Here is a 13,748-nt window from a genome sequence, read left to right as displayed (position 1 = left end):
AGATGAAGCGTGTTGTTGTAGGACTTTCTGGAGGTGTAGATTCAAGTGTTGCTGCTTATTTATTGCAACAACAAGGGTATGAAGTCATAGGACTTTTTATGAAAAATTGGCATGATGATTCGGTTACTATTTCTAATGAATGTCCGTGGCTTGAAGACAGTAATGATGCTTTATTAGTTGCTGAAAAGTTAGGAATTCCTTTCCAAACAGTTGATTTGAGTGAAGAATACAAAGAGAAAATCGTGGACTATATGTTCAACGAATATGAAAAAGGACGCACTCCAAATCCTGATGTGCTTTGTAACCGCGAAATAAAATTTGATGTTTTCATGAAAATCGCTTTAAGTCTTGGTGCCGATTATGTGGCTACCGGACATTATTGCCAAAAAAGTGAAATCGAAGTAAACGGAAAAACGGTTTATCAACTGAAAGCCGGTGCTGATACTAATAAAGATCAATCGTATTTTTTGTGTCAATTATCTCAAGAGCAATTGGCAAAATCATTATTTCCTATTGGCGAATTGACAAAACCGGAAGTTCGTGAAATAGCGGCTCAAATGGATTTGATTACTGCCGAAAAGAAAGATTCACAAGGATTATGCTTTATTGGAAAAGTACGTTTGCCAGAGTTTTTACAGCAAAAATTGCAACCAAAAGACGGAATTATAATTCAAATTGATAAAAACGATCCTGTTTACAGTTTTGAAAAAGACGGCGAATTAGCTTTGGAAGATAGTTTGATGTCTGATGCACGAAAGATTCCGTACACTCCAGACATGGGTAAAGTAGTGGGAAAACATCAAGGTGCTCATTATTTCACTATTGGACAACGTAAAGGACTAAATGTTGGAGGAACAACTGATCCGTTGTTTATTATTGCCACTAATGTGGAAACCAATACTATTTATACTGGATTGACCAGCCAACATCCTGGATTATTCAAGAGCGCCTTATTTATAGAAAAAAATGAAGTGCATTGGATTCGTGAAGATTTGGCTTTGGCCAATGGAGAAACCATGGAAGTAATGGCTAGAATCCGATACAGACAACTTTTGCAGAGTGCTACCTTGCATCAATTTGAAAACGGAATGTACGTTGCCTTTGACGAACCGCAATCTGCAATAACAGAAGGGCAATTTGTGGCCTGGTATTTAGGGGAAGAATTAGTTGGTTCGGGAGTAATTTCTTAGTTTAGTACTTTATTTATAAAAAGCTCTAAAAACAAATGTTTTTCTGGGATTAAAACATCCTGAAAATCAATAATAATGATTCAATCCCAGCGATAGTTGAAGTTTTTAGGACTAAACAAATAAAGTTACTATGAAAAAAACCTACATATTTCTTTTTTTACTGATTACTTCAGCTGCTTTTTCCCAACAAGATGCTTGGGTATATTTTAATGCAAAACCCAATTCCCAATTTTATTTAGATACACCTTTGGAAATGCTAACCCAAAGAGCATTAGATAGAAGGACCAATCAAAATATTGCTATAGATTTTAAAGATGTTCCAGTTGAGGAATCCTTTATTGATCAAGTAAAATCAGCAACGGGAATTACTGTTATGGCAAAGTCCAAATGGATGAATGCGGTCCATGTTCGTGGATCACAATCAAATATAAATGGATTGGCAATGCTTTCTTTTGTCAGTAAAGTTGATTTTGCAAATAAAACACTGAATCAAACTGCAAAAATAGCGAAGCTGTCAAAAATAAAGAGGGTAAATAAAACTAAGAAAACCAAAATTGACTATGCTTATGGTACTTCATCGAATCAAATTCAGATGCTTAATGGGCATCAGTTGCACCAACAAAATTATACAGGTTCCGGTAAAATAATAGCGGTTTTAGATGCTGGATTTCCGGGAGTGAATACCATTCAGCCTTTTCAAAGATTAAGAACAAATAACCAGATTTTAGGAGGTTATAATTTTGTATTAAGAAATCCTGATTTTTATACTGGAGTTTCACACGGAACTTCGGTACTTTCTTCAATGGGTGGCTACAAAGAAAATTCGTTAGTGGGAACTGCACCAGATGCATCTTATTATTTATTCATCACCGAAGATGATACCTCAGAAAATCCTGTTGAAGAATCGCTTTGGGTTGAAGCAGCAGAAACAGCCGATAGTTTAGGAGTGGATATTATCAATACTTCTTTGGGGTATTTTGATTACGATAATGATGCGTATAGTCATACATATAGTGAAATAAATGGTACAACTGCATTCATATCCCGTGGGGCTGAAATTGCATTTAGCAGAGGTATGATTATAGTGACATCGGCTGGTAATTCAGGTGGTACATCAGATCCACATATTGCGGTTCCTGCAGATGCAGCTTCGGTAATTGCTGTTGGTGCAGTAAATTCTTCAGAAGTATTAACTTCGTTCAGTTCAGTAGGACCTTCATTTGACGGAAGAATAAAACCGGAAGTTATGGCACAAGGTCAAGCGGCAATAGTGTCAGATGCTGCGGGAAATATTGTGACTGCTAATGGAACATCTTTTTCAAGTCCTATAATGGCAGGAATGATTGCTTGTTTATGGCAGGCATTTCCCCAAAAAACAAATCGGGAAATTAGAGAATTAGTATTAAAATCAGCGGATAAATTTTCCACTCCCAATAATCAATATGGATTTGGAATTCCTGATTTTGCATTGGCCTTAAATAACCAGTTGGCTTTAGAATCCTTTTCTAAAGATGATTTTATTCTTTATCCCAATCCAGCAAGTGATACCGTTTCGGTTTCTTTACCTGCAAAATTTGATATGGGTACAGTATTTATTTATTCCATTTTAGGACAAAAAGTTTTAGAACAAGAAATAACGCCACAGGCATCTATTATTTCATTGAAATCTCTGAATGAAGGAGTGTATCTTTATAAAATGGAATCAGATGGTTTTTCTAAAACGGGAAAAATAATTAAAAAATTATAGCAGCAATAGTACATGAATAAAATCACAGAACTTTTTAAAATTAAATATCCAATTATTCAAGGAGGAATGATTTGGAATAGTGGTTATAAATTAGCAAGTGCAGTGAGTAATGCCGGAGGTTTAGGATTGATTGGCGCAGGTTCCATGTATCCTGAAGTTTTACGGGAACACATTCAAAAATGTAAAAAGGCCACTTCAAAACCTTTTGGAGTAAACGTCCCGATGTTGTATCCCAATATCGAAGAAATCATGAAAATTATTGTTGATGAAGGTGTAAAAATCGTTTTCACTTCGGCTGGGAATCCAAAAACATGGACTTCTTATTTGAAAGAAAATGGCATAACTGTTGTTCATGTAGTAAGCAGTTCTGTTTTTGCATTAAAAGCACAAGACGCAGGTGTTGATGCAGTTGTTGCCGAAGGTTTCGAAGCCGGCGGACATAATGGTAGAGAAGAAACTACTACGCTTACGCTGATTCCGATGGTAAAAGAAAAAATTACCATTCCGTTGATTGCCGCTGGTGGTATTGCAACCGGTCGTGGTATGCTAGCAACTATGGTACTGGGAGCAGATGGAGTTCAGGTAGGAAGTAGATTTGCAGCATCATTAGAATCATCGGCACATGATAATTTTAAGGAAACGATTATAAATCTTAAAGAGGGCGATACACAACTGACTTTGAAAGAACTCGCTCCTGTTCGATTGATTAAAAATAAATTTTATCAGGATGTTCAGGAATTGTATGAAAAATGTCCAACCAAAGAAGAATTAATAGATTTGCTGGGAAGAGCAAGGGCAAAACGTGGTATGTTTGAAGGCGATTTAATCGAAGGAGAATTAGAGATTGGACAAATAGCAGGATTGATTCACGATATAAAACCAGCCGCAACAATCATTCAGGAAATGATAGCCGATTTTGAAACAGCCAGAAAAGAAATAGTTAATTTTGATTTTTAATTTATTAGGAATGACAAAGACAAAAATATATATAGTATTACTTTTTTTAGTAATGGGATTACAGCATTCTTTTGGTCAAAATTATAAGTTTAAAACTTCGGGTTTTAGCGTTTTAGAAAAAACAGAAAAAGGAAAATGGGGGAAGTGGTCTGATCTAGATTTAGTCAATATTTTAGTCACATTGGATACCGATAAAAATAGAATAGTGGTGTATTCCCAAATCATTCAACTGTTTGAAATCATAGATTATCAACCTATTGAAGAGAATGATACTGATATTGTTTACTCTTTTACCTGTAAGGATAATGAAGGATTAGATTGTACCGTTTCTATCATCACCAGAAAAAAACAGGATAATAGGAAGCAATTGTATATCAATTATGAAGATCGGATTATTGTGTATAATATTTTCAATATGTGATGAATTGTGATTTATATTTTTCTTAAGTCTATAGTTTAATAAAAATAGAAGCCCAACGAATTGTTGGGCTTCTATTTTTTATTTAGTCACAATTAGAACAATTTTATTGAAATCTGCAGCGGCATTAATTACTGCTTTATAAGATTCAAAAGTAGATAAAGGATAATTTATTATATTATAAAATTCTGTGTTTTCAACTGTTATTTCTTCATTTTCTTTAATGAATTTACTGTTGAAAGCAGCTTCTGTTTTTCCATTTATATCAGTTTTGAAATCCATAACGAATTTATCTAGATTTTTGACTGACGCTCCTTTAGGGAGTATAATCTTAATTGTTCTAGTATAATAATGAGGATAATCAATTTCTACAGGTAATACCCTTTTGTTTTCCTGGTAAAATTCCATTTGTCTTCCAATGGTTTGTCCCACAGAGAATAAATAATTTTCACCTGCTTTTTGGATAAGGTCTTTTCCTTCGAAAGTTACATTCATTATAAAAGGTTTTTTTCCTACAAAATCGGTTCCGTCATTTTCAGTCGTCAAGGTTTGATATTCGGTTTCTACAGTGTAGTTTTCAGCTACGCTTTTCAACATCGTTTTGTATTGTTCTGCTGAAGCAAAATCTTTAATAGGTTGAAAATTTAAACCAGCATATCCGCCAAAAGCAATACGACTGTTTACACTAGGATTCTCTATGTCTTTAGTGAAATCAATGGTTATGTCCATAAAATCATGAGTGATTTCTGTACCTGGAATTTCGATAAAACCGATTTCACTAATTCCCATAGGTACTCCCGAAAATATTTTTTCTTTTAGAAATAAACCATTGTTATTGGCTAGTCTTACAGGAATAAGAGGAATACGATATTCAATTTCTGTTGGAGTTAAATACTTTTTGATTGTTGGGAAATAAATTAAAAGGTCACTCAGGTTTTCATAACTCTCAAAATCTTTATCAAATGGAATTTTATATCTGTTAGAAGTAAAAACAACGTTATTTTCTATCTTAAAATTTTTAAAAACTGCTAAGTAAAGTTTTAGAATATCAATTTCGCTTGCTTGTTTAGATGCAATTACATCAGATAGGGTTGTTTTTTGGTCTATATATTTACCATAAGCAATTGTTTTTTTGATTTTGTTTTCAATATTCCAAATCTGTTCTTGTAGATCGTTTGATTTGGCAATACTTTTGCAAAAATCATCAATCGCTTTTATTTCTTTTTTATCCAATGTAGGATTCAGTCTTTCGTGTAAATTGGTTGCAAATTCTTTAAAATTATATAAATTATTTGCTCCGCTATAAGTGTTCCCATCTAGTTTGTAACGGAATAATTTTAACTTAACATCCCAATTAGAATATTGTTCATCGTCATTTAAGGCAATTATATTTTTTTCAGAAATACTAAGTACCGATTTTTTTTCAAATTTTTTGCTGTCTATTATTGGTTCAGCTAATCCATTATAATTTTTTGTTTTGAAAATTAAATGTTCTGGATAAATTAATTCAAAATTCAAGTTTGCTATTGGATATTGGTCTTGCATTTTGTAAGTTTTCCCATTTAGGTCAGGTGTCTCCTCTAATAAATAAAACTTTTCTATAACTGCTCCTTTTTCTAGCCCGTTAATGGCAAAGTAGTTGTATTTAACTCCTTTCTCTTCATCATTTTCTTCTTTTATGTCGTTCTTGTCTAAAGTAATAATTTTGCCATTTTTCAGGATAACTCTCGCTTTATTGGCAATGACATTTTCATTTTTGCCAAACGGAATGTAAATTTTATTATTTCGTTCTATCGCATCATCAGAATTAATGAATATTTTTTCATGTAATAAGCGATATTGTTTGACATTTTTGCCAGCTACCGCTATTTCAATCTTCATAATACGATCCAGAATTACCTCTTTTTCATTTTTGTACTGTTCTGGGATTTCAATACTTGCTTTTTCATTCCAATCATAGTTTTTGAAAGTGTATTCATGTTCTTGGGCATAAAACATGCTACAATTTAGTATTGTTGCAAAAATAAAAATTCTTTTTAGGATGTTTTGTTTCATTATTTTTCTAATAAAATTAAAGTTTCGGTATAGTTGTTTTTTAGTTTTTTGATGGTTTCATTCCAAAGCTGGAAATCAGTGTTTTCAAGTAGGATTTTCTTTTGTTTCAGTTGAATGTTTAACAATAATGTGTTGTTTTTTATTTCATAGATAAAGTCGGCCTTTAAAAGTTCATTATCTAAAGTGAAGTTTTTTGGAAGGTATTTTATACTGCAATTTTGAGGGATTTCTAATTCATATCTCGTATTGAAATACGTTAGAAATTCAAATTCATATTTTGAAATACGACCTTTCTCAATAATCATTTTGTCATAAATCTTATCTAAAAAAAGATTAATGTATATTTCTTTATCAACTTTTACAATATAATTATCTAAATCAAAATTGAAGTTGATTACATAGGGTTTATCTCTTTCTTCTTGGTTTTCTTCGGAATATTCTTTTAGGTTGAATTTATTATTACCTTTTAAAACCATCTCTTTAATCATTTCAAAGCGGGTTTTATTTGATGCATCACCTATTCTGGACAACGTATGGCTTCGGTTATATCCTTGAAGTTCTAATTTTCCGGAACCTATTAGTTTATTTTTTTCAATAGCCAATTTGACCACTTCTTTGATTTCATTTTTTTCGGCAGCAACAACAGGTACAGATATAATTTTATAACTTCCGTTTTCATTAAGCATAGCTTCTTTTCCTTGGATAAAAGCCGTAGGAATACCATATCGGGTTTCTTTGTCTGTTGCGTCTAAAAACAAATAATCTTCGCCATCCTTAAAAATAGCTATCATATGATTGTCTACTGATGGTGTTGGTATTTCTGCATAGGAATATGGAATTGTTCTTGTGCCAATCCATGCAAGATTCACATTTTTAATGTTAGCATATTTTGCCATACTGGATATGATACTCGCCATGTCCTTACAGTCTCCAAATTTTCTTTCGAAAACAAAATTAGCTTCTCGAGGGATAAAACCTTCGTAACCGTTCTCAAAAGCAATGTATTTAATGTTGTTTTTTACCCAATAAAAAATGCTTTTAATTTTGTCAGCATCATTTATATGGTTTTTTGTGAGGTCTAATGACAAAGCTTTTAAATCAACATTTTCTTTTTGGTTCAAATTTTTCACAAAACCTTTGTAATACTCAAATAATTTGTTTTCATTGCCTAATACTTCAATTACTTTGTTGTCTATTATATAGTCTTTGATGTAGATATTGATATGGGGTACAATGTATAAGAACCCAGGAGAATTATTTTCAAATTTTAACGGTGTTATATTTTTCAAAGTCCATTTATAAATCCATTTTCCTTTTTTTTCTGTTTTTGAAAAAATAATATTGTTGTTAGGATCATTGAAAATTTTGTAGCCAATAGTAATTTCTTTATCCGTTTTAATTTCTAAACTGGAATTTTGGATGGGGATATTGTTGCCAAAAATAAATTTGTGTAAAAGATAGGGATCCATAAATTCTGTTTGATAATCGTAAACTTTTTTAGATCCTGCCTCTAGATTTGGGAAGGTAAGTACCCGTTCCTTTACATCATTATAAAAAACGGAACTTTCTTGAGCTTGTTTTTCAGTAGTTTGAGTAACTTTAATTTTTCTTTCTTTTCCGTTTTCATTGATAATAGAATAGGCATCATAACTTTTTAATTTTATTAATTCTGAATAGGAAAAAGATTCTTTATTATTCTGTATCCCATTCGCTGTTAAAATGATAGATTCATAATGATTATCCTGAATGATTTTTAGCTTTTTATCTTCAATAGTTATGTTGTAATTTTGAACATCATTTACAACGAGTTCATTATAATTAGGGTAGATGTTTTTATATTCTTGTAGTGTATTTTGTGCATTGGTAGTGAAAAGACAAAAACTATAAAGCCCCATGCAAAAAAAAGTTTTATTTAATAATTTCAACCAATTCATCTGAATCATATTTTTTTGTTAGTACTAACTTTCCATCATTGTAAATTAAAGTGTTTCCGTGTAATTCATCATTTTTATACATTGCAGTCAGCCATGGTTTTTTGTCTTCTTTGAAGTATTCTTGAGAACCTTCATAGTTGTTTTTGATGAAATGTTCTTTTTTATAAATAGCGCCATTTGCATAATATTCTATTCGTTCTCCATTCAATAAATTAGTCGTATAAGCACATTCAAATTCTGGTTTCCCTTCGTTGTTGTTAATGATAAATTCCCCTTCTAAACTCCCTTTTACAAACTGCATTTGAATGGCTGTTTTTCCATTTGGATACAAAGAAATAATTTCAGCAGTTTCTCCAATAACTTCTATCTTTTCATCCAACGCACCTGTTTTACTTTTACGAATATAATATGAAAGGTTATTGCTATTATATCCCAAAATTAAAATAGCATCCCCTTTTTGATTGTAATATACTTGTTCACCTTCGACAACTCCATTTATTATATTGTATTCTGTCATTTTTGATTTTGTATGATAATAACGGGTAGTCTTTCCGTTTTCTTCACCAAATGTATTCTCGTCACTTAATCGTATATTGCCTACCAAGTCATTTTGTTTATATGTCCCATTAATTTTTCCGCAATAGTAAATTCTTTCTGAATGTATAGTTCCAAGCGGATTGTAGGTTTTGTAAGTATTGTTTAATAAGCCATTTGCATATTCGTATTCAGCAATTGGCATATTGAGCTTGTCTTTGATTGTATACTTCCCATTTAATTTTCCGTTTACCATATTACAAACTTCTATAATTGTCCCATTATTATAGCTAAAGGTGAATTTTCCTGTTTTGTTTTTGTAATTGAAATCATTTTCTAATTCTCCCTTTGTGTTATAGCTAAGAAGCGACGATTTGTAATTATTGATGTAATTTTCTTTTTTGGCTACAGAACCATTTTGCCAATATGTCCTTTTTTCAAAATTCAAATTACCATCTGTAAAATATCCTTCTGTTTTTATTCTTCCGTCCGCATAAAAGGTCTTGGACGGACCATTCTGATATCCTTTGACATAGTTAAAAGTTTGATCTAATAATCCTTCTTCATACACTTCATATGTTCCATTAATAGTATCATTAGTGTAGTTTTTAATACTGTTTAACAAGCTGTTTTTGTAGTAATCAGTACTAAGTCCATTTCGTTTTCCGTTACTGTAAAATTCTTTTAATCTCAATACCCCTGATTCGTAATTATGGTTCCATTCATTAGCTTTTTTACCTTTTTCGAATGTTCCGGAAACTAATAATACCCCTTTGAAATTGTTTAGTTCAAAGGTGTTTTTAGTTAAATTGATTGCTACAGGTTTTAGATTGCTTTCAGAAAATTGAAGTCCGGATTTTAATTCTCCAGATTTATATTTTTCCTCAAAATATTTATTGTTATCGGTGTCGAAATAACTGTAGGATTCCAGTTCTTCATTCTCATTGTATAACGATTCGGTCGATTTTTTTCCATTTGCAAAAAAATCAGTTGCAGTTTTTATTTTCCCGTTTTCAAAAGTGTTTTCTTTTTCTAAAATGCTATTACTGTAAAAACTTTTATAGGAATTTTTATTTTTTCCATTGCTATATGAAGATTGTGTTTTAATCGTTTTTCCATCGTAATATTCAAAATAATCTCCTTCGATTTGATCGCTTATGTAATTAGAACTATCAATTAAATCGCCTAATTCATTATAGTTCAAAACGGCACCGTTCAATTTGCCTTTTGAGTACAGCATATTTGATTTTTGTGTTCCGTTTTCATACAGACAAATAAATTTTCCGTCCCGCTCACCATTTGTGAAATTAATTTCACATTGTTTTCCACCATTTGGGTAATACGATGTGCTAATTCCTTCCAATAAATCGTCTTTGTAATTTTCAATTAAATTAACTGAACCATTAGAGAAATAGGTAGTCCTTGTTCCGTTTAGTTTATTATTAGAAAAAGATTTTTCTTCCGTCAGATTTCCTTTTTCGTCATAATATTTTTGTATTCCCTCCAAAGCATCATTTTGAAAATTCAGATCCCCATTTAGATTACCATCTTCATTCAGGTATTTATATTTTCCTTCTTTTTTACCGTTTATTTGCGCACCAATAAGGTATGGTTTGTTGTTTTTTAAACTGACAATAACTTCTTGAGAATTTCCAAAAAGATTCAGGGTTCTTTTTGCATAAAAAGACCAAAATTCTTTCAACACATAATCTTCATTAAAAGTGTTTATCTTTTTCTTTTGCTCGCTAAGTTTTTTTCCTAATTTACTTTCCATTGAAAGGAGCATGTAATATGAAAATCCTTCAAATTGATTTCGCTGTATGAGATTTTTGACCCAAGGAATGTAAGTCGTTTCAAAAAAACCGTCTCCCATTTTATGTTCTAAGGTATATTCTGCGACAGCTTGTACTTGACGAATAACAACATCATCAATTTTTGATTTTATTTTATAAGCGCTTTTTAAAGGCAATTGATTTCTAAGAATAGTTTCTATTTCTTCAAAATTATCACCTGATTTAGAAAAAACTAATTTGTTATCTGCTAAATAATTTTCACCAAATTTAGCATTCAATTTTAATATTGCTTTTTCTGCATTACGCCCATTAGGAGCAATAATTAAATAACTCATTAAAGCTAATGTACCTTCTGTTATTTTTCCGTTATCAAATGCAATTAATCCTAATAGATAATGTGAAGAAGCATGATTTGGATCATTTGTTATGACACGTTTTAAAAGATTGACGCATTTTTGATTTTCTTCTTTTCTAAGATATAAAAGCGCAAAATTGTATAGAAAATTAGAAGAATTTGAAAGGTATTTTTCTCCTTCTTCAAAGATTTTTTCTGATTTTTCGTATTCTTTTTCATCGCTCAAGAAGCTTCCGTAAAGGGTGTAAAGTGAAGGAAGTTCATGCATTTTATCCTTTTTGTACAGATCTTCTAAAAGTACTTTTAATTCCTCTTTTTTTTCTAAAGCAGAAAGAGATAATATTTTTTCATATTGTGCATTGAGAAATTTAGGATCAATTGACATGATTTTATCAAATTCAATTATTGCCTCATTGTATTTTTCTGTATCGTAAAGTGTAATGCCTTTATTTATTATTGCATCATTATCGTATACAATGGAGTAGTCAGTTTGAGAATACGTTTTCGAAAAATAGCCGATAAGTATGGCAAAAAATATTTTTTTCATTTAGGATAGGAGTTTATCAAATATAAAAAAAATACTGACATTTGTAAGAAAATAAATGTTTTTATAAAGGTGTGTTACACAATATCCTTTATAAAATCATCATACTCTGAATAAAACAATTCCAGAGCATTCATTTTTTCATTGTAGAAGTCAAATATTTCATCCCAATAGTTGCGATTACTCACACCGACTCCTAGTTTCTCAACCCAAATTCTACTGATTGTTTTGCCACTTTCCAGTGTGTATTCTTTTTCGAAAACCAAGTCTTTGATGAAATCCTCGTCGAGAATAGTTCTTAGCGCTTCCAGTTTTTCAAAATAAGCAATTCTTTTTTCATCACTTCGATGTTCAATATCTATTAAAACTTGAGCTTTTTTATTGTCTACATAAAATTTAAAAGAAAAATCCTTGATTTTAGTATCGTATAATACCCATTTTCTAGGATATTTCTCTGCGAATGCAACCCAGAATTCTCGTTTTAATCTTTGTGTTTCTTCTTTGCTGTACATTTGTAATGACTTTTTGGTTATAGAAAAACTTGTGCAATTGTATTTTCTAAACTATATTTATATGCTGTTTTATATGCAAAAATAGACTTTGATTATGGATTTTCAAGAATTTTTACAGTATGTTCCTAAATTAATTGAAGCAAGGCTTCCAGCTTTTGATGCACATGTAAAAATGGCGCCTTTAGAACGATTGGAAAGCTTAAAGAGTATTAATATTGAAGATAAAAAGCCAAGAATTGCAGCAGTAATGATGCTTTTTTATCCTAAAAATGACACGACACATTTGGTGTTAATCGTCCGAAATTCCTATAAAGGAGTTCATTCTGCTCAAATTGCATTTCCGGGAGGTAAGTACGAACTGGAAGATGAAAATTTTGCTAAAACGGCACTTCGGGAAACGCATGAAGAGGTAGGAATTCATCCGGATAAAATTGAAATCCTTAAACCGTTTACAGAATTATATATTCCGCCAAGTAACTTTATGGTACATCCTTTTTTGGGTATCAGTAAAGAAGAATTGGTGTTTATACCGCAACCTTCTGAAGTGGCAAATATTATCGAGTTGCCTTTGTCAGTTTTTTTAGACGATGCACTTGTAGTAGATACAAATTTGACAACTTCTTACGCTGACAACATCAGTATTCCGGCTTTTAAAATTGAGGAGCATATTGTTTGGGGCGCTACAGCGATGATGTTGAGTGAGTTAAAAGAGGTGTTGAAAGAGGTTCTTGGAGAGTAAATTTTAATATTCTGCGTTAGAAAAGAGCGAATTAATTGGTTGGGTTTTTCAAATTGTTCTGTTGAATTCAAAGACCAACTTCAAATATAAATTTCGTAAGTTTGTAATCCAAATTCACAAAAAAATACACAATTTTATGGGATTGTTGAAGAGAAATCCTTTCGGACACATATTATTTATAAAAAAATGGCTAATCCGAATCTTTGGAGCCATGACACATAGACGCTATAGAGGATTTAATGAATTACAAATTGAAGGTTCGGAAATTATTAGAAATTTACCAGACAATAACGTACTTTTTATTTCCAATCACCAAACCTATTTTGCTGATGTTGTTGCTATGTTTCATGTTTTTAATGCAAGTTTGAGTGGCCGCGATGATACGATTAAGAATGTTTGCTATTTGTGGCAACCTAAAATGAATATCTATTATGTTGCTGCCAAAGAAACTATGCAGGCGGGATTATTGCCAAGAATCATGGCGTATGCCGGAGCAATTTCTGTAGAGCGTACTTGGCGTGCTAAAGGAGTTGATGTCCAGAAAAAAAAAGATATTAACCCTAACGATACTGAGAATATTAAAATTGCTCTAGCGGATGGTTGGGTAATCACTTTCCCGCAAGGGACAACAAAATCGTTTAAACCGGTTCGTAAAGGAACTGCTCATATTATCAAACAACACAGGCCTATTGTGGTGCCTATCGTTATTGACGGTTTCCGTCGTTCGTTTGACAAAAAGGGATTTCGTATGAAGAAAAAAGGAATTCTGCAGTCCTTTATTATCAAAGAACCTCTTGATATTGATTACGATAATGATACAATCGAGGAAATTGTAGAAAAAGTAGAATATGCAATTGAGCAACATCCTTCATTTTTAAAAGTTATTCCATCTGAAATTATAAAGGAGCAAGAAGAATTGAACCGATTAAGAAAATGGGAATATTAAAAATTTAGTCATAAAGTCAAAAGT

General features: G+C 31.6%; 10 protein-coding genes. 6 read left to right on the top strand and 4 right to left on the bottom strand.

Annotation, left to right across the window (positions count from 1 at the left end; all coding sequences use genetic code 11):
- Positions 1-2: 2 nt before the first annotated feature.
- The 4 genes from mnmA to QLS31_RS09025 all read left to right on the top strand — a co-directional run bounded on the left by mnmA (position 3) and on the right by QLS31_RS09025 (position 4,315).
- A complete protein-coding gene (gene mnmA, locus QLS31_RS09040) occupies positions 3-1,190 on the top strand; it encodes a tRNA 2-thiouridine(34) synthase MnmA (protein WP_282743585.1) in 1,188 nt (395 codons plus the stop codon).
- A 130-nt stretch (positions 1,191-1,320) separates the two neighbouring features.
- Positions 1,321-2,937 carry a S8 family serine peptidase gene (locus QLS31_RS09035; RefSeq protein ID WP_282743584.1) on the top strand — a complete coding sequence of 539 codons (1,617 nt, stop codon included), beginning with the start codon at positions 1,321-1,323 and terminating at the stop codon, positions 2,935-2,937.
- Between the two features lie 12 nt (positions 2,938-2,949).
- The gene (locus QLS31_RS09030) at positions 2,950-3,894 is read left to right on the top strand and encodes a nitronate monooxygenase (RefSeq protein ID WP_282743583.1); all 945 of its coding nucleotides are present in this window, start codon (positions 2,950-2,952) and stop codon (positions 3,892-3,894) included.
- Between the two features lie 10 nt (positions 3,895-3,904).
- A complete protein-coding gene (locus tag QLS31_RS09025; protein WP_099716289.1) occupies positions 3,905-4,315 on the top strand; it encodes a hypothetical protein in 411 nt (136 codons plus the stop codon).
- 78 nt (positions 4,316-4,393) lie between these two features.
- On the opposite strand, the gene QLS31_RS09020 is transcribed toward QLS31_RS09025, so the two are convergent.
- The 4 genes from QLS31_RS09020 to QLS31_RS09005 form a co-directional block, all read right to left on the bottom strand.
- The gene (locus QLS31_RS09020) at positions 4,394-6,367 is read right to left on the bottom strand and encodes a DUF3857 domain-containing protein (protein ID WP_282743582.1); all 1,974 of its coding nucleotides are present in this window, start codon (positions 6,365-6,367) and stop codon (positions 4,394-4,396) included.
- A complete protein-coding gene (locus QLS31_RS09015; RefSeq protein ID WP_282743581.1) occupies positions 6,367-8,262 on the bottom strand; it encodes a DUF3857 and transglutaminase domain-containing protein in 1,896 nt (631 codons plus the stop codon). Before QLS31_RS09015 ends, QLS31_RS09020 begins: the two co-directional genes overlap by 1 nt.
- A gap of 13 nt (positions 8,263-8,275) precedes the next feature.
- On the bottom strand, positions 8,276-11,530 hold the full coding sequence (locus QLS31_RS09010) for a CDC27 family protein (protein ID WP_282743580.1): 3,255 nt from the start codon (positions 11,528-11,530) through the stop codon (positions 8,276-8,278).
- A 74-nt stretch (positions 11,531-11,604) separates the two neighbouring features.
- Positions 11,605-12,039 carry a DUF4268 domain-containing protein gene (locus tag QLS31_RS09005; protein WP_282743579.1) on the bottom strand — a complete coding sequence of 145 codons (435 nt, stop codon included), beginning with the start codon at positions 12,037-12,039 and terminating at the stop codon, positions 11,605-11,607.
- Between the two features lie 94 nt (positions 12,040-12,133).
- On the opposite strand from QLS31_RS09005, the gene QLS31_RS09000 reads away from it, so the two are divergent.
- Positions 12,134-12,778, top strand: coding sequence for a CoA pyrophosphatase (locus QLS31_RS09000; protein WP_282743578.1), 645 nt, complete (start codon positions 12,134-12,136; stop codon positions 12,776-12,778).
- 136 nt (positions 12,779-12,914) lie between these two features.
- The gene (locus tag QLS31_RS08995) at positions 12,915-13,724 is read left to right on the top strand and encodes a lysophospholipid acyltransferase family protein (protein WP_282743577.1); all 810 of its coding nucleotides are present in this window, start codon (positions 12,915-12,917) and stop codon (positions 13,722-13,724) included.
- Positions 13,725-13,748: the final 24 nt, after the last annotated feature.

Origin of the sequence: Flavobacterium sp. XS2P24, assembly GCF_030010285.1 — a bacterium.
Classification (GTDB): domain Bacteria; phylum Bacteroidota; class Bacteroidia; order Flavobacteriales; family Flavobacteriaceae; genus Flavobacterium; species Flavobacterium algoritolerans.
Note: the sequence above shows the minus strand (reverse complement) of the source record. Positions and strands in the feature narration are given on the sequence as shown.